22 protein-coding genes are annotated in these 25,369 nt (G+C 63.7%); 9 read left to right on the top strand and 13 right to left on the bottom strand.

Annotation, left to right across the window (positions count from 1 at the left end; translation table 11 throughout):
- Window positions 1-38: 38 nt before the first annotated feature.
- The 5 genes from AC097R_RS16145 to AC097R_RS16125 form a co-directional block, all read right to left on the bottom strand.
- Window positions 39-1,100: a M48 family metallopeptidase gene (locus AC097R_RS16145; protein WP_479599198.1), complete on the bottom strand. Its 1,062-nt coding sequence runs from the start codon at window positions 1,098-1,100 to the stop codon at window positions 39-41.
- 3 nt (window positions 1,101-1,103) lie between these two features.
- On the bottom strand, window positions 1,104-2,300 hold the full coding sequence (locus tag AC097R_RS16140; RefSeq protein WP_479599196.1) for a YjgN family protein: 1,197 nt from the start codon (window positions 2,298-2,300) through the stop codon (window positions 1,104-1,106).
- Window positions 2,301-2,382: 82 nt separating this feature from the next.
- Window positions 2,383-3,210 (bottom strand): hypothetical protein, encoded by an 828-nt coding sequence (locus tag AC097R_RS16135; protein ID WP_479599194.1) that lies wholly within the window; start codon window positions 3,208-3,210, stop codon window positions 2,383-2,385.
- A gap of 127 nt (window positions 3,211-3,337) precedes the next feature.
- Complete coding sequence (locus tag AC097R_RS16130; protein WP_479599192.1) at window positions 3,338-4,915, bottom strand: methyl-accepting chemotaxis protein; 1,578 nt, start codon at window positions 4,913-4,915, stop codon at window positions 3,338-3,340.
- A 134-nt stretch (window positions 4,916-5,049) separates the two neighbouring features.
- Window positions 5,050-6,231, bottom strand: coding sequence for a toxin-antitoxin system YwqK family antitoxin (locus tag AC097R_RS16125; protein WP_479599189.1), 1,182 nt, complete (start codon window positions 6,229-6,231; stop codon window positions 5,050-5,052).
- 180 nt (window positions 6,232-6,411) lie between these two features.
- On the opposite strand from AC097R_RS16125, the gene AC097R_RS16120 reads away from it, so the two are divergent.
- From AC097R_RS16120 to AC097R_RS16105, 4 genes are all read left to right on the top strand, one after another.
- A complete protein-coding gene (locus AC097R_RS16120) occupies window positions 6,412-6,852 on the top strand; it encodes a universal stress protein (RefSeq protein ID WP_479599187.1) in 441 nt (146 codons plus the stop codon).
- 72 nt (window positions 6,853-6,924) lie between these two features.
- A complete protein-coding gene (locus AC097R_RS16115; RefSeq protein ID WP_479599185.1) occupies window positions 6,925-7,758 on the top strand; it encodes a M90 family metallopeptidase in 834 nt (277 codons plus the stop codon).
- A 36-nt stretch (window positions 7,759-7,794) separates the two neighbouring features.
- Entirely contained in the window at window positions 7,795-8,418 is a 624-nt protein-coding gene (locus AC097R_RS16110) for a YitT family protein (protein WP_479599183.1), read from the top strand.
- 122 nt (window positions 8,419-8,540) lie between these two features.
- Window positions 8,541-9,002, top strand: a complete 462-nt coding sequence (locus tag AC097R_RS16105; protein WP_479599181.1) for a thioredoxin family protein — start codon at window positions 8,541-8,543, stop codon at window positions 9,000-9,002.
- Window positions 9,003-9,017: 15 nt separating this feature from the next.
- Here AC097R_RS16105 and AC097R_RS16100 read toward each other — a convergent pair whose 3' ends face one another.
- Window positions 9,018-9,632 (bottom strand): DsbC family protein, encoded by a 615-nt coding sequence (locus tag AC097R_RS16100; protein WP_479599179.1) that lies wholly within the window; start codon window positions 9,630-9,632, stop codon window positions 9,018-9,020.
- 384 nt (window positions 9,633-10,016) lie between these two features.
- Window positions 10,017-10,568: a methylated-DNA--[protein]-cysteine S-methyltransferase gene (locus AC097R_RS16095; RefSeq protein ID WP_479599177.1), complete on the bottom strand. Its 552-nt coding sequence runs from the start codon at window positions 10,566-10,568 to the stop codon at window positions 10,017-10,019.
- A gap of 195 nt (window positions 10,569-10,763) precedes the next feature.
- On the opposite strand from AC097R_RS16095, the gene AC097R_RS16090 reads away from it, so the two are divergent.
- Complete coding sequence (locus AC097R_RS16090) at window positions 10,764-12,203, top strand: diguanylate cyclase domain-containing protein (RefSeq protein WP_479599175.1); 1,440 nt, start codon at window positions 10,764-10,766, stop codon at window positions 12,201-12,203.
- Between the two features lie 4 nt (window positions 12,204-12,207).
- Here the strand turns inward: AC097R_RS16090 and AC097R_RS16085 are convergent, their stop codons facing one another.
- The 3 genes from AC097R_RS16085 to pbpC are packed head-to-tail and all read right to left on the bottom strand — an operon-like array spanning window position 12,208 to window position 15,368.
- Complete coding sequence (locus AC097R_RS16085; RefSeq protein WP_479599173.1) at window positions 12,208-12,915, bottom strand: VOC family protein; 708 nt, start codon at window positions 12,913-12,915, stop codon at window positions 12,208-12,210.
- Between the two features lie 33 nt (window positions 12,916-12,948).
- The gene (locus AC097R_RS16080) at window positions 12,949-13,197 is read right to left on the bottom strand and encodes a hypothetical protein (protein ID WP_477891086.1); all 249 of its coding nucleotides are present in this window, start codon (window positions 13,195-13,197) and stop codon (window positions 12,949-12,951) included.
- Window positions 13,194-15,368 carry a penicillin-binding protein 1C gene (pbpC, locus tag AC097R_RS16075; RefSeq protein WP_479599562.1) on the bottom strand — a complete coding sequence of 725 codons (2,175 nt, stop codon included), beginning with the start codon at window positions 15,366-15,368 and terminating at the stop codon, window positions 13,194-13,196. Before pbpC ends, AC097R_RS16080 begins: the two co-directional genes overlap by 4 nt.
- 136 nt (window positions 15,369-15,504) lie before the next feature.
- Here pbpC and AC097R_RS16070 point away from each other — a divergent pair, with 136 nt between their 5' ends.
- Complete coding sequence (locus AC097R_RS16070) at window positions 15,505-16,608, top strand: NADH:flavin oxidoreductase (protein ID WP_479599167.1); 1,104 nt, start codon at window positions 15,505-15,507, stop codon at window positions 16,606-16,608.
- A gap of 10 nt (window positions 16,609-16,618) precedes the next feature.
- The gene (locus tag AC097R_RS16065; RefSeq protein WP_479599163.1) at window positions 16,619-17,044 is read left to right on the top strand and encodes a hypothetical protein; all 426 of its coding nucleotides are present in this window, start codon (window positions 16,619-16,621) and stop codon (window positions 17,042-17,044) included.
- A gap of 36 nt (window positions 17,045-17,080) precedes the next feature.
- Here the strand turns inward: AC097R_RS16065 and AC097R_RS16060 are convergent, their stop codons facing one another.
- Entirely contained in the window at window positions 17,081-17,440 is a 360-nt protein-coding gene (locus AC097R_RS16060; RefSeq protein ID WP_479599160.1) for a DUF1304 domain-containing protein, read from the bottom strand.
- Between the two features lie 111 nt (window positions 17,441-17,551).
- Between AC097R_RS16060 and AC097R_RS16055 the strand changes: the two genes are divergently transcribed.
- Both AC097R_RS16055 and AC097R_RS16050 read left to right on the top strand, forming a co-directional pair.
- Window positions 17,552-18,184 (top strand): TetR/AcrR family transcriptional regulator, encoded by a 633-nt coding sequence (locus tag AC097R_RS16055; RefSeq protein ID WP_479599158.1) that lies wholly within the window; start codon window positions 17,552-17,554, stop codon window positions 18,182-18,184.
- Complete coding sequence (locus tag AC097R_RS16050) at window positions 18,181-18,648, top strand: hypothetical protein (protein ID WP_479599155.1); 468 nt, start codon at window positions 18,181-18,183, stop codon at window positions 18,646-18,648. The genes AC097R_RS16055 and AC097R_RS16050 overlap by 4 nt, the downstream gene beginning before the upstream one ends.
- 47 nt (window positions 18,649-18,695) lie before the next feature.
- On the opposite strand, the gene AC097R_RS16045 is transcribed toward AC097R_RS16050, so the two are convergent.
- Window positions 18,696-19,256 carry a hypothetical protein gene (locus AC097R_RS16045; protein ID WP_479599153.1) on the bottom strand — a complete coding sequence of 187 codons (561 nt, stop codon included), beginning with the start codon at window positions 19,254-19,256 and terminating at the stop codon, window positions 18,696-18,698.
- Complete coding sequence (locus AC097R_RS16040; RefSeq protein WP_479599151.1) at window positions 19,256-25,264, bottom strand: alpha-2-macroglobulin family protein; 6,009 nt, start codon at window positions 25,262-25,264, stop codon at window positions 19,256-19,258. Before AC097R_RS16040 ends, AC097R_RS16045 begins: the two co-directional genes overlap by 1 nt.
- Between the last annotated feature and the right edge of the window lie 105 nt (window positions 25,265-25,369).

Genomic DNA, 25,369 nt, shown 5'->3' with positions numbered 1-25,369 from the left:
GTCTTTGCTATTAAAACAGGAGCTGCTTGCGCATATTCCTACAGGGCTGCAGCCCGAAAGAATGCCACACGCGCGGCGTCAGAGGGGTGCGAGGAGAACGCAATGCCCAACCACGAATCGTCGGTGCTGCGCTTGCCGGCGTCTTTCTCGCTGTCTTTGTCACCGTCTTTATCGGGGTGGCGTTGGGCTTCCAGCTTGTCAAACAGCGTGACCATGAGCGCGGGTGACATCTGGGCTGCCTTCAGGAAGCGTACGGCGTGCACATCGGCCTCGTGTTCGGCCTGGCGCGAGTAGGCGGCCTGGCCCATGAGTACGGGCACGGCTGCCAGCAGCGAGCTGAAGTCACCCCACACCAGCGCACCCAGGCTGCCCAGCACCCCGGCCTGCACCACCATGCGCATGCCATGGCGGTGCTGCACATGGCCCAGTTCGTGCGCCAGCACCGCGGTCAGCACGGCCGCATCGCCGTCCACCAGGGTCACCATCTCGTCGGTCAGCAAAATCGTGCCGCCGGGCAGGGCCAGGGCGTTGGCGCCAATGCGTTCGCCATGGCGGAACTCGAGCTTCCAGGCCGGTACGCTGTCCGCAGGTTGGCGTGCCGCGGCTTGGGTAAAGGCCTCGCGTATGCGCTGCTGGTCGGCCGGTGGCAGCTTGGCAGGTGACATGAGTCCGTCCAGTGCCTGCAGGGTGGAATCGCCAATGGCCGCGTCCACGCTCTGCGGCGTGACCGCCACCACGGCCTGCGCCACCAGTGGCAAGCCCCATTGCTGCAGCCCCACCACCAGCACCATCAACACCGCCACACTGCCCGCCACCCAGCGCCAGTTTTGCTGCATCTTCACGACCAGGGATTCGTGCAGGCCCTGGGCTTGGGCCCAGGCGTCCCAAGCGACGCTGTCTTCGGTTTGCACGAGGCCGCCGCTGGCCAGGTGCGCTACGCGCATCCCGTGGCGTGTGCGCTCGGGCCAGTCCACCGACTGCGCGGGCACATTCAGCGCAATGCCCGGGCCGTCGATGTGCAGCTGGCCCGCCACCACGCGAATGCGCACCGGGTGGGCGCGGCCACTGTGGCCATCAAAGTAGGTGGCCTCCAGCTCCATGCTTTACAGGCCTACGTCCAGGCCAAAGAAGTCACCGGCCGCATCGCCCACGGCTTCCACGTTGGATGCCTGGGCATCGGCCACCAGCAGCGCGGGGTCGATGCGGGTTTTGACGGTCACCGCCTCCAGCCGCAGGCGGGTCAACGCCACCATGGCGAAGGGCCAGTACAGGCCCAGCGTGATCACGATCAGGCAGGTGTTCTTCAGCGTGAGCCACAGCAGGGACTTGAAGCCGAGTGCGCTGACAAAGCGCAGCTGCACATTGCCGGTGCGGGTCCACACCAGGTTTTGCAGGCGCGAGATAGCGTAGGGCTGGATGCAGACCATGGCTGCGACCATAAGCAGCCAACCCAATACAAAGCCCAGGATCATCATGCCCACTCCCGCCTCCTTGGCGGCGAAGGACAAGCCAAAGCCCACCACGCCCACGACGGTGGCGGGCAGCACGACGACCAACAGAAAAACGCCCACTACTTTGAGCGCCAACACGTAAAACGAACCCACGCTGGCTTTGAAGGTGGTCTGCAGATTGCCCAGCGCGTAATGGTTGTGCTGGTACTGTTTGATGTTCCAGAACAGCCAGGGCGCGACCAGCAGGGCGCTCAGGCCCACAATGCCCGCCACCAGCAGGTAGCGCTGGGGGCTGTTGATTTCGTCCACGCCAAAGACGCGTGCACCCACCAGCACCAGGCCGGGCACGAAGATGGGCAACATGGCCCGGTAGGCCCCCGCCAGCGAGCCACGGAAGCTGAAACGCAGCCCGCGCCAGCTGGTGTTGGCCAGGCGAAACTGCATAGACGACTTGAACAGCGCTGGCCATAGCAAGGCAATCACGATCAGCGCGACAAAACCGGCCATAGCCGAGAACTTGCCCGCCACCGAATACACGGCAAACAGCACGCACACCAGCAGATAGCCCTTGAACATCTTCAGCGGTTTGCCGTGAAAGCCCAGCGGCTGGTCGTCCACCAGCGTGTTGCCCATGAAGTAGCGCAGCTTGCGCGCACGCGCCCAGGGCAGGTACAGCGTGAGCGTGACGATGGTGAGCAGCAGGTTGACGATCCAGATGCGGAAGTATTCGCTGCCCGATCCGGTGAAGCGCAGGCGCAGCAGGTTGGTGGAGGGTGGTGCGGCCACCAGGGTGTCTTGGGCGTCCGATGCGTCGATGGCGTTGGGCGCGTCCAGGCTGTCGTGGGTCATGGGGAGTCCTCCTTGGATGTGAATGGGGCCTGTGGTGGCCCTCTGTTTTCCAGGGGGATCATATAGCGGCTTAGGGAGCGGCTCAGGGCCGGGGTTTCAGCTCCGCATCCAGGGTGTCCCACAGCTCGCGCTCGGTCAGCGGCGTCTCCGGGGGCAGGTAGGGGTTGGTGATGTTGAACACGCGCCGGCCGGCCAGGTTCAGGTCACTCAGCAGTGATTTTTTGAAGGCCTGGTAGCGTCGCTCGAACTTGCCGTTTTTCATCAGCAGGTGCAGGCCTTCGTCCACACGCCGTGCCAGCTTGTCGCCCTCGGGGTTGCGGGCAAAGAAGTAATAGCGCGGCAGCGGGTAGTACAGCAGCATCTTGTTCTCGATGGCCAGGCCCGGGTAGGCCTTGCTGCCGGCGCTGAACTCGGGGCCGACTTCGTTCACGCCACGCGAGAACAGGTCAAACCGGTTCGAATCCAGCATGGGCAGCAACTGCTCGTAGGTGGGGCTGGTGACCACCGTGAAACCCTGGGCGCGCAGGATGTCAGTGTCCACCCACACCGCGCCCTGGCCAATGCTGAAGGTCTGCAGCTGCGCCTGTGTGCGCACCGCGTCCAGCCGGGGCTGGGTGCTGGCCTTGATCAGGAACACGCGGTAGCCGGTGAGCCCTTTGTCCAGCGGAATGCGGATGGGGTTTAGCACCTGCTCACGTGCCACGCTGGTGGTGCGCGCCATCACCGTGATGTCGCCGCCACCGCTGAGCAGGATCTCCGCGCGCGCTGCATTCATTTGCCGGCTGGACGCTACCAGCGTGTAGGGGCCCCACTTGCGCGCCGTTTCATCGAGTGCGGCCTGCAGCAGTTCCCAGTAGTAGTTCATGCGCACATCGGCGCCGCTCTCGGGGGGCGGGTACACATAGCGCATGGGCTGCGCTTGCCCACAAAGAGGCCAGACCAGTATGAGCGTGACTAGAAGTTGTCTCAACGACGGCACCATGGGGGCTTCGTCTGCTTAGTTTGCGGGTTGTTCAACGGCAGTGAGCAGCCCTTGCCTAGGTTGTCAGCAATGTGCTGAACCGCGAACTGGGTGCGCCAGCCAGCGCCTGTGCGGGAAGCTTAAATACGGACACCGCCTCCACTTGTTCGCCCGCCATGCCCTTGAGCCCGGATGCGGCTGCCGCCATTTGTTCCACCAGGGCGGCATTCTGCTGGGTCGTGTAATCCATTTGCGTGACTACTTTGTTGATTTCCTCTACCCCGACAGACTGCTCAGTGCTGGCGGAACTGATTTCCCCCATGATGGCCGTTACCTGACCGATGCTGGCCACCACGGCGGTCATGGTTTCACCTGCGCGATCTACCAATGCCGTGCCCTGTTCCACCCTGTCCACGCTGGTTCCGATAAGTTCCTTGATTTCTTTCGCCGCTGCGGCTGAACGGCCTGCCAGACTACGTACCTCGCTGGCCACCACTGCAAAGCCACGACCCTGCTCTCCGGCCCGCGCAGCTTCCACGGCAGCATTCAGCGCCAGAATATTGGTCTGAAATGCGATGCCGTCGATGACGCCGATGATGTCCGATATCTTGCGTGACGCATCATTGATGCCGCGCATGGTTTGCACCACCCGTCCAACGACATCACCCCCCTGCGCAGCGACTGTGGATGCGTTCTGGGCCAACCGGTTTGCGTTGTGCGCACGTTCGGCGTTTTGTGTAACGGTGGCACTCAGCTGCGCCATTGAGCCAGTCGCGCCCTCCAGGACATTGGCTTGTTGCTCCGTGCGCACGGAAAGATCGTGGTTGCCCTGGGCAATTTCGCCACTTGCGCTGGCCACACCCTCGGCTCCGCTGCGCACGGTTGACACCACGCCAGCCAGTCCCAATTGCATCTCTTTGAGAGCTTCCAGCAGTCGCACCGTGTCTTCTGGCCCTTGTGGTTCAATCTCTTGGGTCAGGTCCCCTGCGGCGACTCTGCGCGCGATGGCTACCGCTTGGCTGAGCGGACTGGTGATGCCACGCACAATCCACCACGCCAGCGTGCCACCTGCTGCAACAGCCAACACCACCGCCGTCACAAACAAGCTGATCATTTGCTGGTAATCGCCAGCCGCTTGTTCGTGGACCGCCCTGGACTCCTTGAGCTGCATCTCTACTAGCGAACGAAGTTGCAGGCGAATGGGGCTGATGGCCGCGTCCAGCGTGTTCATGTTTTCCATGATCGTGTCATTGCGGTTATTGCCCAGTGCATCACGGAGTTTGGCCAATTCGGGTTTTGACTTCTCTATCAATGCTTGCACGCGCGCCGTGACTGCCTGTTCCTCCGCAGTGAGTTGGGTTGCGGTGTACTCCTTCCACGTCACGTCCACTTGCGCTAGACCGCGGTCCAGCGCGTCCAGCGCCTGTTTTGCATCCTGATTGCCAACGGACACTTTGTTGGCAGCATCCAGAACATTGATGGCATAAACGTCGGCAATGTCGTTGAGTTGGCGCAGTGGTACGACACGACCGTAATACATGCTGTTCAGGGATTGGTTGATGGCTCTGACCTGGGTGAGTCCAAAGACTGCCATCAAAGCCATAAGCAAAATCAACACTGAAAATCCCGCCATCAGCAGGGTGGAAATCTTCATATGTAGGAACTTCATGTGTCCTCCTGTTACGACGTGTAGGCGTTCGTGTGACGCGTGACCGGTCTGCCCAGTATCGTCTCTTGTGGCAATTTATCAGAGCCAAAGGCCAGCAATCGCCAAAGTACGCGGCTGTGCTAGCGGGAATACGCCTTGCGTGACCCGTCCTCAAACAACTCGTCGTCGCTCACTTGCTTGCCGGCCTCGTCCCACAAGCGCTGGCGTTTCACGTTGCCCTTGTCGTCGTAGTGCTCTTCCAGTTCGAGCTTGCCGCTGTCAAAGAACGACTTGTGCACGCCCACGGCGCGTTCACCGTAGCGGCCGTCCAGCGCATAGCGGCCCTGGGCGCGCAGCATGCCTTTGTCGGAGAAGCGTTGGGTGTCGCGCAGCTCGGTGGTTCCGTCCTGCGTGTAGACGTCTTTGCTCTGGGGCTGGCCGTTCAGGTAGAAGCGTGCCTCGCTGGCCAGGCGGCTGCGCTTGCGCCCGCCTGCGTCCACCAGCGTGTACAGGCGCTCGCGCACCAGGGTGCCGCTCGCGTGGTACTCCGATTCGCGCAGCAGTGCGGCGGGCTTTTCGGCCTCGGTCCACAGCTTCTCGCGGCGCTTGCTGCCGTCGTTGTCGTAAAAGCGTTCCAGCCGGTTCGTGCCCTGGCGTTCTTCTTCGTCTTGCGGCTTGCCGTTGCTATAGAAGTTGGTGGCCTTTTGCACTACGCCGGCCAGCAGGGTCTGGGTGCTGCGCACCACGCCCTCGGTGCTGTAGGTGGAGACGGTGCTGGGCTTGCCGCCAAAGCCGCACAGCGCGGCGTCATCCACCTGGGGTGCCAGCAGCGGCTTGGGGCCGCAGCGCAGCGCGGCCAGCTGCTTGCTGGGCGTGTACTGCACCGAGGCGCCTTCGCGTTCGTTCTCGGCCACCCACTCCACGCGCTTGGGCGTGCCGTCGTCGTACCAGGCGCGGCGCAGGCCGCGCACGTTGCCGTTCACATTGGTGAACTCCAGCACCAGCCGGCCGTTGGGCGCCCATTCGCGCTCCAGCCCTTCGTGCGGGCCGTTGGCGGTGATGGTGAATTCCTTGTAGAGCTGGCCCTTGCGGTAGTAGCGCGACAGCCCTACGGAGTCGCCGTTGCGCAGCTCGTACTCGCGCTCCATCTCGCCGGTGTCGCGGTCCTTGCAGCGCAGCATGCCGTTCAGTCCCTTGGTCTCGTTGCCGTTGTTGGGGTTGACGGATTTGCCGTTGAATTCGCAGTCTTGCACGGCTAGGGCCAATGCGCTGTGGGCCAACAGGCCAGCAGCCAGCAGGCCGCGCAGGGTGGAGGTTTTCATGGGACGATTGGTAACAAAAAAGGGCTGTGGCCCGCGCGCTATGTGCGCTAGCCGCTATACAAATAGTAGTGGGTCGATAGGGTCAACGTGTCTCGTGCTTCGCTGACCCAGATCAAAGACTGTATCGCAGGCGGGTTGCAGCATGGAGGCTTGTTTCAACCCCTAGCATGCGAGACCCTTATGTTCAAACACATTCTTTTGGCGACGGACGGATCGGCGTCGTCGGCCCATGCCGCTGCGCTGGCGGTGGGCCTGGCCCGCACCCATGGCGCCCGGCTGACCGCGCTGTATGTGGCCGACCCCTACCCGTATATGGGTGTGGGGGAGATCAACCCCATGGGCCTGCAGGCGTACGCGGCGGCGGGCCAGCAACTGGCCGCCCAAGCCCACGCGCAGGTGGATGCCCTGTGCCAGACCGGCGGCACACCGGTGGCGCTGCATGCCCGCCTGGTGGAAGACGCCACGGCCGTGAATGGCATTGTGGAAACCGCCCAGACTGAGGGGGCGGACCTTATCGTGATTGGCTCCCACGGCCGCTCGGGCGTGGCGCGCCTGCTGCTGGGCAGCGTGGCCACCAAGGTGGTGGCGCAAAGCCCGGTGCCCGTGCTGGTGGCGCGCTAACCGCCTGCGCTTGAAAAAGGCCGGGGGGGCCTCCAGTTACAGTGTTCGACCAACGCCTGTGATCGGAGCCCTGTGGCCTTTTTTGTGACTTGCCTTGCCGCACTCTTGTTGGTGGCGGGCCTGCTGGGCTACCCGCGTTGGCAGCGCTGGCGCCGCTACCGCCTGCAGCAGCAGCCATTTCCCCCGCACTGGCGCAAGGTGCTGCGCCGGCGCGTGCCGCTGGTGGCGCGCCTGCCGGCAGACCTGCAGCTGCAGCTGAAAAAGCACATGCAGGTGTTTGTGGCCGAGAAGACCTTCATTGGCTGCGCCGGTCTGCAGGTGACCGAAGACATGCGCGTGGTGGTGGCCGCCCAGGCCTGCCTGCTACTGCTCAACCGCCCCGGCGCGGCCAGCTACTTTCCTAAAGTGCGACAGATTCTTATGTACCCCGGCCCCTTTGTGGTGAACCGCAGCCACACCGATGCGGCCGGTGTGCAGCAGGAGCAACGCCAGGCACTGGCCGGTGAATCGTGGTCGCAGGGGCAAGTGATTTTGTCGTGGCAGGACACGCTGGAAGGCGCGGCCACCTCGGACGATGGCCGCAACGTGGTGATCCACGAATTCGCCCACCAGCTGGACCAGGAAAACGGCCAGGCCATTGGTGCACCACTGCCCGCCTGGGGCGATGCCCAGCACAACGCGAGGCGCTGGAAGCAGGTGTTCTCCGAGGCCTATGAGCACTTGCGGGGCCAGGCCTTCATGCACGAGCAGGGCCTGCTGAACCACTATGGCGCGCAAGACCCGGCCGAGTTCTTTGCCGTGGTGACCGAGGTGTTTTTTGAGCAGGGCCGCGCCCTGGCCGCCGAATACCCGGCGCTGTATGCCGAGCTGCGCGGCTATTTCAAGGTCGACCCCGCCGCCTGGTAAGCACGCGGGCATGGCGCGCGGCACAATGCTTGCTCCATGCCTGACATGAACACCCTCACCACCCCGGTACACACGCACACGCTGTTTGAAGACGCGCAGGCCATCTTCACCGGCACGCTGTTTGTCAGCCTGGCGCTGATCCTGTTTGCCCAGGTGGGCCTGCTGACCGGCGGCACGGCGGGCGCCGCGTTTGTGCTGCACTACGCCACGGGTGTCAGCCTGGGCAAGCTGTTCTTTCTCATCAATATTCCGTTCTACTGGTTTGCCTGGAAGCGCATGGGGCGCGAGTTCACGCTCAAGACCTTCGTGGCCATCAGCTTTTTGTCGGCCATGGCGGAGTGGTCCCCACGCCTGTTCGCCATTGAGCGGCTGCATCCGGCCTACGCTGCGGTGCTGGGCGGGCTGCTGCTGGGGTCCGGTTGCCTGTTTCTGGCGCGGCACCGCGCCAGCCTGGGCGGTGCCACCATCGTGTCGCTGTACCTGCAGCAGTCGCGCGGCTGGCGCGCCGGTGTGGTGCAAATGGGCATGGACTGCACCATCGTGCTGCTGGCCCTGACCGTGGTGGACCCGGTGCGCGTGGCCTATTCGGTGCTGGCGGCCGTGGTGATGAACCTGTTCATCGCCGTCAACCACCGGCCCGGGCGCTACGCGGTGCTGTAGCAGCCCCTCATTTCGCTTGTCCGTACTCCCGCGGTGGTTTTCCCTTGAGTCTGCAGGGTTGCGTGCGTACACTCACAGCTCCAGATAAAAACAAACACACTGGATTAGACAGGGAGTGGACCGTGAAAAATAGCAAACCAGGGCTGGGCCAAGCCCTTTTCGCCATGTGTCTGGCCGGGGCCTGCGCCTTGGCCCAAGCGACGGAAGCTGCGCCCGCTACCGTTCGCCAAGATGTGGGCGGTGTGCTGCCCCTTTTTGCCCCCACCCGCGTAGAAGCCCACCTGGCCAAAACCGCCGGGGTGGTGGTGGTGCAACTCACCTCGTTCGAGACCACCTGTTCGTTCTGCATCCGTGGCAACCCGACCTTTGAGGCCCTGGCCAAAGACAGCGTGAACGACGCCCAATTCATCCGCGTGGTGTACCGCCCCTGGACGGGTGTGGGCCAAGACCCTTTTGCCAAGGCGCTGGGCGTGGGCGGTCTGCCGGTGTTTTTGACCTACCAGGACGGCAAACTGCTGCGTCGGCACGATGGCATTGGCACCCAGGCCGAACTGCAAAAGGACTTGCTGGAAGGCCTGCGCTAGGCAGGCCTGCGCGGCTTAGTTGGCGCCCACAAAAGCGGCCAGTGCCGCGGTGTCCATGGCACCGGTGTTGCTGACCACGGTGCCCGTCTTGCTGTTTTTGGCCACCACATAGGGGACCGATTCCACCGCCAGGCTGTTGAACAGCACGGTGTTCGCCTTGATGGTGGCTTCCAGCTCTGGCGCCACATTGGCGGGCAGCGGTGCACCGCCCGTGCCCGCGAGGATGGACGCCTCATGCGCCGACATGAATTCGGCCGGGCTGCTTGCGCTCAGGATGGCGGCGCCCTGCGGTGCACTCTTGCCGTTCAGAAACGACACCGGCACCCACACAAACTTCACTTTGCCCAGCAGCGGCTGCGATGCCTGCCACAGGTGGCCGCAGTGCGGGCACTGGGGGTCAAACAACACGTATACCGGGTTGGCACTCATCAGTGCGCCCACGGTGAAGCCCTTGCCCTCGGCCGCAATCTTGTCGTAAGCCTGGGCTGCTGGCATGCCACTGGCCGCTGCTTTGGAGGGGGCGGCGTCTTGTTGCGAGCAGGCTGCCAGGCCCAGGGCCAAGGCGGCGGCCAGGGGCAGAGCCACGAGATGGCGGCGGGACAGGTCAGCGGTAGGGAGGGTGTGGTGCATGTTGGTGGCAGTGAAAGAAATCAACAAAGATGGAGTGTGCACGGGTGCAGAAGGTTCCCCAGGTGGTCATTTCGCAGGCACCGTCTGCAAACCCAGTACTGGCGCGGGTTTTGCAGCTTGTGAACATAGTTATCCACAAAGTGGCACACAGTCTGGGTGGGTAACTTGGGGCCTGTAGAAAACGACTTCTCCACATACACAAATTTGTAATGATTGATACCACAAATTTTTCTGCCATTGGCAAATACGCCAACTATTTGCGGCGCTGCATCATGAACTGCCTCATATTTGGGCGCCGTGTTGAAAGCCCCATCTGGCGCGGCTCCCAGCAGTTGTGCGATGGGTTATCCACAACGTGGCCCACATATACACGGGGTAAGTTTTTTAGTCGTCAAACAGGCCCGGCCCGTTAAACCGGGCCCGCTCGGTGAGCAACATGCGGAGTTTGGTGGACACGCCGCCCGGCGCCGAGAAACCGCCTGCACCACTCTGCGCCGCCAGGATGCGGTGGCAGGGAACGACCGGGGCAAACGGGTTGGCGCCTAGCGCCTGGCCCACGGCGCGGGCCGCACCGGGCTCGCCCAGCAGCCGGGCCAGCTCGCCATAGGTCAGGGTCTCGCCCGGTGGAATGCGGCGCGCCAGCGCGTACACACGCTGGTGAAACGGTGGCACACCGCTCATGTCCAGTGGCAGGTGGGACAGATCGGTGGGCTCGGTCGGCTGGCCTTCCAGCAGGGCCACGATGGCGGCGATGGCGGTTTGTGCATCGGGCGGCGGTGCTGCCTCGGCGCAATCGGGAAAGCGCTTTGCCATGCGCGCACGCGTGGCAGCCTCGTCCGCTTCGGGCAGTTGCACCCCGGTCAACCCGGCGGCACCCCATGCGATGCCACAGTAACCCAGCGGGGTGGGGAACACGGCGTAGGCGAGGGTGGGCATGGGTGGGCGGGTGGATGGAGCCGCAGCTTGCATGGGTGCTTGCAGAAAGTCAATAAAGCCACGCATGGCCGCCCCGTACGCCAAGCGGCAAACAACCGCACAAGGCGGATTGCGCGTATAAGCGGTACGGTGGGTGCTGCGCGCACCATCGGTCGCGCGGTGTGCCTACCCTTTTGGGTCTCACTAAGACTGGCCATGACCACCATCGCATCTCCCGCGCCAGCCCTTGATCTTTCGCTCGACCCCTCCCCCATTGCGGGCGCCCTGCAAACCGCCATTTTCAACAGCGCCAATTTCTCCAGCATTGCCACCGATGCCCGGGGCGTCATTCAAATTTTCAACGTGGGTGCCCAGCGCATGCTGGGCTACAGCGCAGACGAGGTGGTCAACCAGATCACTCCGGCCGATATTTCGGACGCCCAGGAGCTGGTGGACCGGGCCCAGGCGCTGACCGAAGAGCTGGGCACGCGCATCGCGCCAGGGTTTGAGACTCTGGTGTTCAAGGCTTCGCGCGGAATTGAAGACATTTACGAGCTCACGTACGTCCGCAAGGACGGCACGCGGTTTCCCGCGGTAGTGTCGGTCACCGCGCTGCGCGACACCCAGGAAGCCATCATTGGCTACCTGCTGATTGGCACGGACAACACGGCGCGCAAAGCCATCGAAGCGGCGCAGGGGGTGCTGGCGCAGCGCCTGCGCGACCTGCAGTTCTACACGCGCTCGTTGTTTGAGTCGAACATCGATGCGCTGATGACCACGGACCCTGCGGGCATCATTTCCGATGTGAACGAGCAAATGGGCTTGCTCACGGGGCGCACGCGCAAGGAACTGATCGGCTCGGCCTTCAAAGACTATTTCACCGACCCCGAGCGGGCGCAGGCCGGTATCAAGCTGGTGCTGGCCAAGAAGAAGCTGACCAACTACGAGTTGACTGCGCGGCACCGCAACGGAGGTCAGACCGTGGTGTCGTACAACGCCACCACCTTCTTTGACCAGGAGCGGCGTTTGCAGGGCGTGTTTGCCGCGGCCCGCGACATCACCGAGCGCAAGAAGGCAGAGGAACAAATTCTGAGCCTGGCCCTGCACGACGCGCTGACACGCCTGCCCAACCGCCGCCTGCTGTCAGACCGGCTGGCCCAGATGGCCGCCAGCAGCAAGCGCAGTGGTCGCTATGGCGCGCTGATGTTTCTGGATATCGACAACTTCAAGCCACTCAACGATGCGCATGGCCACCACGCGGGGGACTTGCTGTTGATCGAGATCGCACAACGCATTGGCAGCTGTGTGCGCGAAGTGGACTTTGTCGCCCGCTTTGGGGGCGATGAGTTTGTGGTGATCTTGAGCGCGCTGGACACCACCCTGGCCGCCTCCACCGGCCAGGCCGCGGCGGTGGCAGAAAAAGTGCGCGCTGCGCTGGGCCGGCCCTACATGCTGGCGCTACAGGCCAATGGCCAAGGTCCGCCACCCGTGGTGTGCCACTGCAGTGCCAGCATTGGCGTGGTGATGTTCTTTGAGCAGCAAGCCAGTGAGGACACGATCCTCAAATGGGCGGACGCCCAGATGTACCTGGCCAAGGAAGGCGGGGGCAACCAGGTGCGTGTGCACGGCGTGGCCGCCGACCCTGCAGCGCCCTGAGGCCTTAAATGCCCTGGCTTTGCAGCGTGACCAGGCCCTTGGGGGTCTTCAGGGTGGCAGTCAGGTTGGCCGGGCCGGTGGCGATCTCCATGCCCGTCAAGCCCATGGCCTCGTAGGCGGCTTGCAGCTTGGCGGCGGTGGGGTGGGTGATGGCGATACTGTGCAGCGTGACGCCCGAGCGTGGCAGGCTGTTGCGCGGGTGCAGGCGCAGCGGCTCGGCGTCGTCCGGCTTGCCCCACTGGATGAGGCTGGGCAGTGCGCCGTTGAACAGGCGCTGGCCGTCTTCGCGCACGGTGATTTGCCACTGCAGCAGACCGCGGCGTGAGTGGCGGCTGGCGGGCATGGCCGGGCCGCGGTCAATCTCCAGCGCCTTCAGTGCGGCGCGCGCGGTGCGGATGTCGTCGGTGTTGGCCACAAAGTGCACCAGGCGCGGCTCGGTGGCCACGGCGGCCTGCAAGGCGGCATCGTCCAGGTCAAACCAGCGGCGTGTGGGTGCGTTGGCCGGGCGCTTGGCGCCGGGGTCGATGGCGATGATTTCAAAGTAGGCCAGCGGGTGGCCGGGCGTGGCGATTTTGAACAGGCGGTTGTGGGTGCCGTACTGCGGGTGCTCGCCGCCCGGGGCGGGGGTGATGCCCAGTGTGGCCTCACACCATTGCACGCCCTGTTCCAACGACGCTGCTGCGACTACCAGATGATCGATTTGTGTTTTCATGGTTTGACCATACCACCTCGTCCCGAGGCTATTTCAGTTCCACTTGAGGTACACCCAGGCGGTGAGGATGAGCCCTATGCCCCACAGCAACCAGGTTTCCTGCGCGGCGTAGGGGTAGAGCATCAGGGCTATGCCAGTCCAGACCAGCACCGGCTGCGTGGTCTTGCGGCCGCGCCGAAACGCGATGTAGCCCACGATGCCAAACAGCAGCGCGCCCACCAGGTAGGCAGGGCTGGGCAGCACCAAGCCCATGGATTCCAGCGCCTTCAGTTCTTCATTCATTGCCGCATTTTCACCCCGGCGCCGCGCACTTCCAAGCGCACCTCGTCCAGCACCTGGCCCTTGGCGTCGGCAATCTGCACCACATGGCGCCCGGGCCACAGGGCCCACTGCGCGGTGTTGCCCTTGGCCAGCGGTTTGCCGTCCATCAGCCAGCGAAGGTTGCTGCCCTCGGCCTGCAGCGTCAGGCGCTGGCGGTTGGGCGGGATGTCCGGGTCCAGCGCGATGATGGTGCCCGTGGTGGGCGCGGTGATGCGGGCGGTGGGTGCTGCGCCAGATTTCAAGCCTTTAGAGCCTCTAGCCCCCGTATTCATTGCGCGAGCAGCTCCTGAATCCATAGCAAACGCCGCCTGCTGTGTACCGTCCACAAACCACTCGGTGCGCGCGGCCTCCAGGCTGGGCGCACTGTCAGCACTGGCAAACTGCACGGCCTTTTGCACCACGCCCGCGGGCGGATTGGGCGCGCGGCTGGGCTGCCTGGCGTGCAGAAAGTTCATCACCGCGGCCCAGATGGGCGCGGCCCCTGTGGTGCCGCTCACGTCCCACATGGGTGCGCCGCTGGCGTTGCCCACCCACACGCCCACGGTGTAGCGCTGGGAGTAACCCAGCGCCCAGTTGTCGCGCATGTCTTTGCTGGTGCCGGTTTTCACCGCGGTCCAGAAACGCGTGGCCAGCACGCTGTCGGTGCCGAAGGTGCGGGCGCGCGCCAGCGGGTCGCTGAGGATGTCGCTGATGATGAAGGCGGCGCGTGGGTCTAGTGCCTGCGTGGTGGGTGCGGCCTTGCCGGGCAGCAGCGTGGTGGGGCTGGCGCGCCCGCCATTGGCCAGCGCGCGGTAGGCGTTGGTCAGGTTCAGCAGCGAGACCTCGGCGCTGCCCAGCGCCAGGCTGTAGCCGTAGTAGTCACCACTTTCTTTGAGCGGCAGGCCCAGGCGCACCAGCTGCTTCTGAAATGCATCGGGCGACACCATCACCAGCGTGCGCACCGCGGGCACATTGAGCGAGGCGCCCAGCGCCGTGCGCGCCGACACCCAGCCCTTGAAATGCCGGTCGTAGTTCTGCGGGATATACAGGCCGCCGGTGGTCTGGATTTGGGTGGCGGAGTCTTCCAACAGCGAGGCGGCGGTGATGCGCCGCTCGGCCATCGCCTGCGCGTAGAGGAAGGGCTTGAGCGTGGAGCCGGGCTGGCGCAGCGCGGTGACAGCGTCCACATCGGCCGCGTTGCTGAGCGGCCCGCTGGAGCCGACCCAAGCTAGTACCTCGCCCGTGGCGTTGTCCAGTACCAGCAGAGCCGCGTCTTCCACATGGCGGCCTGCCAGTTCGCGCAGATGGGTTTGCAGCGTCTGCACCGCAAAGCGCTGCAGCGGCGCGCGCAGTGTGGTGGTGATGCGGTGGGCGTTGTTGGCGCCGGACCGGGCCAACTGGCTGGCCACATGCGGCGCAATGCCTTCACTGGCCGCGTAGTCGCGCCGCTGCAGCGCGCCGGCTACAAACAGGTCCATGGCGTCGCAGTTGGCGTTGCCGGCAGGCTCCAACGTCTTCATCACGCTGCAGGCGCGTTGCACCACCTGTGGCTCCTTGGCGTTGGGCGCGCGCACCAGGGCGGCGGCCACCGCGGCCTCGCGGTTGTCCAGGCCGTGCGCGGCCTTGCCAAACAGGGTCTGGCTCAGCGCGTCGATGCCCACCAGCTCGCCGCGGAACGGCACCAGGTTCAGGTAGGCCTCCAGAATCTGGTCCTTGCGCCAGCCGCGCTCCAGGCTCTGGGCCGAGAAGGTTTGGCCCAACTTCTGCACCACGCTGCGCCCGCCACTGCCGCGCTTCAGGTCCTCGTCCATCAGGCCTGCCAGCTGCATGGTGATGGTGGAGGCGCCACGCGTCTTGGTGTTCCACAGGTTGCCCCAGGCCGCGGCGGACACGGCACGCCAGTCCACCCCGCTGTGCTCGTAAAAGCGTTTGTCTTCACTCAGCACCAGCGCCGTGCGCAGGGCAGGCGAGATGTCGGCCAGCGCCACCCATTGCCCGCGCCGCACGGTGGCGTCGGTGCGCAGGCGGTGCAGCAGCTCGCCCTGGCGGTCCAGCACCAGTGTGTCAGACGACTGGTAGCCAGCCTTTACCTCATTAAATGTGGCTGCAGCCCCCGTGGAATATGCGCAGGCAGCTACTAAAAAAGTAGCAATTGTTTTAAAAAGGCGAGCAAAAACCCCACGGCCACTCTGGCCTGCATGGCCTGTAGCCTTGGTGACCCTGCGGCCACATAGGTTGGGCCCATCCCCGTAAACTGGTTTTTTTTGCAACTCATCCATCCCCATCTGTATGTCCCACGCTGCTCCGTTGTTCCAACCCTTCACCTTCAAGGGCCTCAAGCTCGCCAACCGCATTGTCATGGCACCCATGACGCGTTCGTTCTCGCCCGGTGGTGTGCCCACCCAAGCAGTGAGTGAGTATTACCGCAAGCGCGCCGCATCCGCCGTGGGCCTCATCGTGTCCGAAGGTACGGTAGTGCAGCGCCCGTCGGCCGCCAACGACCCTGATGTGCCGCACTTCTGGGGCGATGCCGCCTTGGCTGGCTGGCAAGACGTCATCAACAACGTGCACAGCGCCGGTGGTGTGATGGCGCCCCAGCTCTGGCACGTAGGCGCCGCGCGCAACCCGCGCACCACCTGGACGGCGCCGGCACCTATTGATTCGCCGTCCGGCCTGTCGCGCCCTGGTAAACAGTTTGGCGCGCCCATGAGCGATTCGGACATTGCCGACACCATCGCCGCTTTTGCCAAGGCCGCCGGCGCGGCCAAACGCCTGGGCTTTGACTGCATTGAACTGCATGGTGCCCACGGCTACCTGATCGACCAGTTCTTCTGGGATGGCACCAACCAACGTGACGACCGCTTTGGCGGCAGCGATCTGGTGGCACGTGGCCGTTTTGCGGCGGACATCCTCAAGGCTGTGCGTGCTGAAGTGGGGCCCGACTACCCGGTGATCATCCGCCTGTCGCAGTGGAAGCAGCAGGACTACAGCGTGCGCATGGCGCAAAACCCCGACGAGATGGCCGCCTGGCTGCAGCCCTTGGCCGATGCCGGCGCCGACATCTTCCACTGCTCGCAACGCCGCTTCTGGGAGCCGGAGTTTGATGGCTCGGACCTGAACTTTGCCGGCTGGGCCAAAAAGCTCACCGGCCGCCCCACCATCACCGTGGGTTCGGTCGGCCTGAGCGGCGAATTCATCGCGGCCTTTGGCGGCGAAAGCTCCAAGCCCGCGTCGCTGGACGAACTGCTGCGCCGCTTTGACCGCGGCGACTTCGACCTCGTGGCCGTGGGCCGGGCGCTGATCAGCGACCCGGACTGGGCGGTGAAGGTGCGCGATGGGCGCATGGCCGAACTGTCGGACTTTTCGCCGGCGGCGTTGGCGAGTCTGGTGTAACGGGCATTGCATGCGCGCACTGCTTTTGGCTCCCCTTGTGGCACTGGCTCTGTCGGCATCCGCAGCAGAGTCGGTGTCTGTCGACTTTCGCTGTCTGGCCACCGAAGGGAGCAAGCCCATCCGGCTGGAATGGCGGCTGTTTTCGGAGGACAAGAGCAATTGGTCGGCGAGCTACGTGAAATACAAAGGCGCCAAGCAGCCCATTTCGCTGGTGTTGCGCTCAACCAAGGCGACCGAGACCGCGCCCGGTCGCCCGATGGAGTTCGAATCGGTGTGGCTGGAGGTGGTGGACGGGCAGATCTCGGGTGAATACCGTGTCACCACCCAGGGCGCCAATGTCTATGGGTTCGACTACAAGAATCGACGCACCGGCAAGGAAATAGCGTTCGCGCAAGACAACGCGGCGTATACCGAAACAGGGTGTAAATGGAACTGAGGTGCTAGCTGCGCACGGCAGCTAGCGCTCTTCGGATCAGAGCAGAAACAGCGCAGCCAAGCCCAACACGGCGGGCACGGTTTGGATGTACAAAATGCGCACCATCACTGTGGCTGCGCCCCAGATACCCGCCACCGCCACGCACGCCAAGCCATACGTAGCAAAGGCTTTTGCGATGGCTGGATCGGGGACTACCAACGCCAGCAGCAAGGCCACCGCCAAAAAGCCGTTGTAGCAACCCTGGTTGGACATGGCCACGGCGCGGGATTCCACTTCGGCCTGGGGAATGCCGAACACCTTGGCGCCGCGCGACTTGAACAGCACGGTCTCCAGCAGGAAGATGTACACGTGGATCAGGCAGACCAGTGCGACGAGGATTTGGGCGGCGATATGCATGTCAGATGTCCGGTTGGTTGAAAGTGTGCGAAGAATACATAATCACGTTATGTTTGTAAAGTGCCTAGGCGTCCCACTACAATTTTTGGCAACGTCCCCCACATTCTTACCGTGACAGACACCCCCATCAAGCGCGACGGCCGCAAAGAGAACGCCAGCAACACCCAGGCTGCACTGCAGCTGGCGGCGCTGCACTGGTTCAGCGCGCAGGGGTTTGAGAAGGCCTCTGTCGGGGCCATCTGCGGAGAGGCCAAAGTGACCGCCGGCGCGCTGTACCACCACTATGGAGACAAGAAGGGCCTGTTTGCCGCCGTGGCCGAGCAGGTGGACGCACAGCTAGTGCAGCGCGCCTTGAGCGCGCGCGCCGCTGTGATCGATGGCGGTGGCTCGCCTTGGGATGCGTTTCTGGCGTCCATCGACACCGTGCTGCAGGCAGGCACCAACGCGCCCTTGCGCCGGCTCATGCTGGTGGAAGCACCCGCGGTGCTGGGCGCTCAGGTGTGGGGCGAGATTCGACAGCGGCAGGGGCTGGGAGCGATGCGCGCCCAGATCGGCGCACTGCAGGCGCATGGCATTTTTCCGGGGCACGATGCGGAGCGGCTTGCACGCATCGTCCTTGGCGCGCTGTATGGCGGCATGGATTCACTGCCTGACGACGAGGCCGGTGTTCAGGACGCACTGGCAGACACCCAGCAATGCCTGGTGGCCATGCTCGAAGGCTTGCGTAACAAGGATGCGCGATGACTGTTGAGACCACATTCCAACTGGGTGCTGAGACCAGTACGGTCCTGTGTACCGAAGACGGTCGCGTCGTTCTGCAGCAAGACATACCACTAGGCACCGCATCGTTGGCACGCCAATGGATGCGGCACACACCGCCCACGCCGCTGGATATCGAACACGCCATCGAGCAGACCGAAGACGTGGTGATGCCCTTGGCCAAGAAGTTGGTGCGCACCGAGCAGTTGCTGTTGCGGGGCTCAGGTGCTGCATTGATTCTGCAAGGTGTGGGGGCTGAGCCGGATGCAGTGCTACGTTGGAGTTTGGAGGAGGTGGAAGACCTCTTCAACCGCATCGCCATGGTGAGCCAAGGGCGGCCCAGCGGGCAGGAGGCCTTGCCGACCACGCCGGAGTTTTATGCGGCGTTGGTTATTTTGCGGGAATGTTTGCACCACCTGCGGTTTGGTGAAGTGGTGGTGCAAGCGTAGCGTCCGCACGCCGCTAAGAGCTAGGGGTAAGTGTGGGAGACGACTAGCTAGTCGAGAGGTTGGCTTGCATTTATCCAATGCTTCGCCTCCACAATAATTTGTTGTTTGAGTTGAGACCAAGCCTCTTCGCCGAATTGTCCGCCAAACGAAATGTTCTTGGGATTGTCACGAAGGTCATCTGCCGCCCAAAACAAACCGATCAGTTGTTCAATTCCATGTGAATCCCCCAAGTATTCTTTCGTCGGAGTGTGGAAGTCGTAGTTCCAGTAAACGTCGGCTATCAGCTTCTGCAATTGCTCCAAGGGATCGGAGGTCGCAAGAGCAATTTCCTGCAGATGAAATTTAATGAGATTCCATATTGCTTGATCTTTGTCTGGAACTGAAAGCCCCTCGTGGTTCAGGGCAGCAAAGAATGCAGGTAACACCTCATCCAACCGAGGCTTTTTAGCATCCAGTGCCTCCAGAAATTCATCCAGATAAATGCCATCATCTACAAGTGCATGGATAGTCGACTTGATGTCGTCAGCATTGAGTGTTCCCATGCCCAACCTTGCGGCTTGATAGCGCAGTAGTTTGAATTTCGATGCTGCTACTTTCCAGACCGCCATCACTTCGCCGCCTCCACCTTAACCTTCACATTCGGCATCTCCCCAAACATCTCCGGCGCGTACATCGCCTCTACGCGTGAGGGAGGCAGCGAGAACTCGCCCACGTTGTTCAGGCGGATGGTGTATTCCATCTTCACCACGCCTTTGGGCAGGTACTCGTAGTAGCTGCGGAAGGACTCAAAACTGCGTTCCTCGAACGCGGCCCAGCCGTAGCCTTCCTTCTTCTCGCCCTGCGTGGCGATCTCGCTATCGCGGCCCAGGCCGTTGCCCAAGATGGTGGCACCGCCGGGCACCGGGTCGGTGATGGCGACCCAGGTCATGTCGGCGCTGGCGTTCACCTCGATGCTGATGCGCAGCACGTCACCGCGGGTGTAGCTGCCGGCGGGCAGGTTCTTGTTGGCCTGCTCTACGGGAGTGATCGTTTTCTTGATCTGGTAGCCCGCAAAGAACGGTGCCTTCAGCTGTACCGCAGCCACTGATTGCAGCGTGAGCCAGGGCTTGCCTGCGCCCTGGTGGGTCACGTTCAAGGTGTCCTTGGTAGCCGTATTGCCCCAGGGCAGGAACATGGTGTTGTTCTTCAGGTTGCCCGGCGATGCGGGCGCGCCAAAGATGCTGGTCTGGTGCGCAGCGCCCGATGCATCGGTGGTCTTGATGCGCTCCACCTTGCTCCAGTCCACGCTGGCCGCACCCGTGCTCATAGATGCCTTGGTCGTGCCTGCGACGGGCACGGCTTCAAACTTGGCGCTGAATTTTTCCAGGGCCAGGCCACCCCACAGGTTGGCCGTGGTGGTGTGCCAGGCGCCGTTTTGCTGGCGGCTGATGAAGCCGTTGGCCAGGCGGCCCATGTCGTCCTTCCAGGCTGGGTCGTCCAACACACTCAGGATCAGGCGTGCGGTGTTCACGTCGCCGTTTTGCATCAGCCACCACCAGTAGTCGTCTTTCTCGCTGCTGAAGATCATTTTGGTGCCCTGGTAGCTGATGCGACTGCGCAGGATCTGGTTGGCCTCGGCAATGCGCTTGTCGCGCTCGGGCACATCGTTCACGCGCTTCAGGATGTTGAGCCAATCAATCACCGCATGTGTGGGCCACTGGTTGGGCGCGATGGTGATGCTGTTGACCATGCGGCCCTGCGCCTTGCCGTAGCGCGACAGCGCCTCAATCGCTGCCAGCTTGCGCATGTCCAGGTCTTTGCGCGGGCTCCAGAACTCGCGCTGGATGCGGCCCTCCACAAAGGCGATCAGGCCGCGCTCCATGGGCGCGCGAATCTCATCGCTCAGCGCAAACGCCGGGTTGATGCCGGAGGCCTCATGCGTGGCGGCCAGCAGGTAGGCGGTCAGCGTGTCGCTGCCGCGGTTGGCCTCGCCATCGCGTGGCGGGAAGTAGTTGGCCAGGCCATCGCTGTCCAGGTAGCTCGGGATCTGCGTGGCCACGGTCTGCCACAGCTTGCCGTCGCGCAGGCCCACGCTCTTGCTGGTCTTTTGCTCCAGGCAGGCAAAGGGGTAGAGCGCAAACCAGTCACGCACACCTGGCAGGCCTTCGGCCAGCTTGGGCTGCAGCGCCATCTTCAGGCCGCCGCGGCCGGGCAGGGCGTCGGCCGGGGCGTTCACGTCCATGGAGAGCGGGCCGTCGATCTGCACCAGCGTAGCCTGCTGCACGGTGAGTGGCACCGCGGGAATGATGCGTTGGCGCGCCTTCAGCGCGTCGCGTGCACCGCTGATCGTGTCCTTGGCCTCAATCTCCCACAGGATGGCTTCGTTGCGCGTCAGCGCCAGCTGTGCAGGCGCGGTCACGTTCCAGGCCACTTCGCGCGCATCACCGGCGGGGATGTCCACCGTTTGCGGTGGCAGATCCAGCAACGTGGCGCGTGGCGTTACCAGCACCTTCATGGCCTGCTTGGTGGTGTTGCGCAGGGTCAGTTGCGCGCGGTACTGGTCGTCCTCACGCACCAGCGGCGGCAGGCCACTGATGATCTGCAAATCTTGCGTGGCGCGGATGCTCGTCGATCCGGTGCCAAACATGCCGGTGAAGGCATCGGCCACGGCCACGATCTTGAAGGTGGTCAGTGCATCGTTCAGCGGCACGGTGACCACGGCCTGGCCGTTGGCGTCCAGCTTCACGCTGGGGTTCCACAGCAGCAGGGTCTCCAGCAGCTCACGCGCACCGCTGTGGCCGCCGCCGCCGCCGGGTGCCACGGCCTTGCGGCCATAGTGGCGCCGGCCAATGATTTCCATCTGCGCGGTGGACGTTTCCACGCCCCAGCTTCGGCGCTGCAGCATGGCGTCCAGCAGGTTCCAGCTGCTGTTGGGCATCAGCTCCAGCAGGGCCTGGTCCACGGCGGCCAGGGCCACCTCGGCGTTGGCGGCGGGCTGGCCATTGGGCAGCTTCACGGTGATGGTGACCTTGGCCTGGCTGCGCACGGCGTAGCTTTCCTTGTCGGCCTTCACGCTCACGGCCAGCTCATGGGCCTTGGTGCCCACGCGGATTTCGGCCACGCCCAAACGGAAGGCCGGCTTGCTCAAGTCCACCAGAGCCGTGGGCGCCACGTACTCGCGCCCTTCGTACCAGAAGCTGGTCCACCACTCACGCGGGGCCTTGTAGCCCCAGGTGAAGAAGCTGTACCACGGCACCTCGCGCAGGCGGCCGCGCAGCACCAGCGCGCTCACATACACGTTGGGTCCCCAGCCTTCCTGAATCTTCAGGCTGATGGTGGGGTCTTGTCCGTTGAGTTGCACCACCTCGGTCTGCACAATACCTTCGCGCTCCACCGCCACCAGGGCCGTGGCAAAGCGGAAGGGCATGCGCACCTGGAACTTGGCGGTCTCGCCGGGTTGGTAGCTCTTTTTCTCGGGCAGCAGGTCGATACGGTCGGTGTTCTCGCCCCCAAACCACAGCTCGCCCTGCTTGGTGACATACACGCTGCTGGCCGCCTGGATAGTGTTGCCGGATGCGTCTTTGGCCGTCACTACCAGTTCCACTTCGCCGGCTTCGTTCAGCGCCGTTTCGCACAGCAGCAGGCCGCGCGAATCGCTCTTGCCACTGCATACGCTGCCCAGCTCTTTGGTGCTGGTTTTGTTGTCGTAGGTGTAGAAGCCACCCACCATGCGCTTGCGCGTGGTGGTGGTGATGCGGGCCGTGGCTTTCACTTCCAGCGCCACGCCTTCCTGTGGCTTGCCAGTCAGGTCCAGCGCCAGGGCCTGGAACTTGATCTTTTGACTACTCGACACCCAGCCCTCGGTCTTGATGCCAGCCACCACCGCGGCGGGCCACAGGGTTTGTGTGCTGCGGATGGTTTGCACCTCGCCATTGGGGTCAGAGTAGGTGGCTTCCAGCAGCAGGTCTTGCGGCTGGCGGCTCTTGGGCACCTTGTCGATGGCCACTTTGCCAGCGCCGGTTTTGTCCAGCGTCAGCGCCAGCTTGTCGGCAATCACGCGTGCATCGCTGCCAGCGTTGGCATCTTCTTCGCCCTCGCCGTTGGATACCTCACGCCCGCCACGCGGTGCCGCAAAGTTGAATTCACTGAAGTCCGCGTAGTTGAGCGATTTGGCGCGCACCAGCGCCGACACGCGCACCGGCAGGTTAACCGCACCGCCACCCGATACGTAATTGATCTGCACATCCACAGGCACCTTGTCCACGTTCACCAGTGCCTTCTTTTCAGCGGGAGTGACCCGGCCTTCCAGCACCGGCAGGCGGAACTCTTCGACGCGGAACTGGCCGGTGTAGAAGTCCTGGTTGCGCGTGCCACCAGACAGCTGCACCTGGTACACGCCCAGCTTGGCCGCTGGGGGGATGGAAAAGCTGTTCTCCGCACTCAGGCCGCCGGTGGCGGTCTTGCGCCATTTCAGGTCCATCTCGTATTGCTGGCCGCTGCCCACATGGGTGATCAGCAGGGTGTCGGGTTGTTTGGCGGGCAGGTCAAAGCCCTTGGACGTCTCGGCGCGCAGCAGGTGCTTCATCGACACGGTTTCGCCCGCGCGCAGCAGCGTGCGGTCAAAGATGGTGTGGGCGCGTTCGTCGGGCACCACGTCGCGGCTGGTGGGCAGGTTGAAGCGCCAGGGTTCGATGCCGCGGTTCCAGTCGCTCCAGGTAAAGGCCAGGTCTTGCACCGTGCCCTTGCCATCGCCTGCGGGCTGGGTGGCGCGTGCGCTCACAAAATAGGCCTGGCTGTAGCCCTCTTCGCCATTGCACTGTGGCGCCTGGGGCGAGATCCCGCTCAGGTTGGCAATACCCTGGGCATTGGTCACGCCGGTGGCCACTTCCTTGCCACGGCAGTCGGACACGCGCACCGTGGCGCCAGCCACGGGGGTGCCTTTGTCCAGCGATGTCACCCAGGCCAGCGCGTTCTCGCGCCCCAGCTTGAAGTGCACGCCCAGGTTGGTCACCAGGGCCGAGGTGCGCACATACATCGTGCGGCCTGCGCCATGGCGTTCGTCCAGCAGGCTGGTGCCCAGCTTTTGCGAGGCAATCTCCACCACGTGGAAGCCGGGGGGCAATGGAATGCCCACCACCTCAAAGGGGCGCGGGTCGTTGTTCTCGGGCTTGGGCAGGTCCAGCGTCTTCACACTGGCCTGGCCCTGCAAGAGCGACACCATGCGGGTCTGCACGCCGTATTTGTCCTGGTCGCTCACGATCTTGGGCAGCGGGCCCTGTACGTCGGCCGCGGCCTGCTTGCGCGAAACGGTGTAGGCATCAAAACGCTGGATCTTGCGCCACCAGGCAATGATGTCGGCGTCGGTACCGGGCTGGAAGGTGCTGACCTTGCCCGCCGGCGCCTTGGGCGCGGTGGACTTGGTCTGTTCCGCGTTCAGCCCCTTCACATTCAGGGCGGCTTCCACATTGCGCAGCGTGACCGGCAGCAGGGCCACGCCATTGGGCTCGGCAAAGCGCTCCACGATGCCAAACGGCGACGCGGCAAATTTGGCCAGCGGCGGCATGGAGCCCGTGGCCACCTTCAGCGGGAAGCTGTCCGCATTGCGCAGCGCGCGGCCCGACGCGTCCTTGAAATCCTTGGGCAGCTCAATGCTGAACTGGGTTTGCTCGGCAAACGGTGCGGTGAATGAGATGCCGTTCACCACGTCGTCGCCATCGCCACCTTGCTCGGCCAGGTCGGGTTTGATGGTGTCTTTGCCACCCTTCAGGCGAATGCCTTGCAGCAGCTTCACCGGAACCGGCGCGTTGAAGTTCAACGTCATGGGGCGAATCGGCAGGCAGGCGCTTTGTGCGTTTTCGCGTTCGCAGCTGAAGGTGGCGGCAAACGGGTCGCGCACCTGGAAGTTGAAGCGTTTTTCCACGCTGTTGGGCACGCCACTGGCGGCGCCCCCGCGTGCGGGGGTAGCTACGCCCTTGCCAAACACGATCTGTACTTTGGCCGAGGATGACAGCTTGCGGTTGCAGGCCAGTGTGACCACGGACAGCGGGTTGGCTTTGGCTTCGGCCTCCATGCCCTGGGCTTGCAGCAGGCCGTCGCGTTCCTTGCCGCTCAGCAGGCGCACCGCCACGCGTTCGCCCAGGCCCTCCACCGCGCACCACACATTGGTCTGCACGCTCTCCAGCGTGGCCGCGCCGTTCAGGCGCAGGGTGAAGAACTGCTCTTCGTCAATGCGGCTGCCGGAGTAGGGGCGGACGTTTTGCACAAACGGGCCGCCGCTATTGAATTTGTAGCTGGTCGTGCCCGCCAGCTCTGCGCCTTTGGGTGATTTGAAGCCCGCTTTGGCCTGCACCGTGCAGCTGATGCCAGGGGGCAGGTCGTTTTCAAAGTCAAACGCCCACACGCGGTCGTTCACCCAGCGGCCGGTGCCCTTGGTTACCTGGGCGTCGCTGCAGCTCAGCGTCAGCGGGGCTTCGGCCTTGGGGTCGCCAAAGTTGACGGCACTCTCGTCAAATTTGGCCACCACCTGGCGGACCTGGGCGATTTCGCCCTGGGGGGACAGGCTGGTGATTTGCAGGGCCAGGGCGGCCCAAGAGGATGCGGCCAGGCCGCAGGCGACGATGATTTTATGGACTTTCACACGGGCTCCCGAAAAGCAGCATGGAGCGTAGCCGAAAAAAATTGAAACCAATTGAATCCAGTCGTTGCTGCGCTGCGTACCTGTAACAAGCCGCAACGCGTTTGC

Source organism: Rhodoferax sp. ZS1R25, from assembly GCF_056521335.1.
The sequence above is the reverse complement of the archived record's forward strand: the minus strand, read 5'-3'. Positions and strand labels throughout refer to the sequence as shown.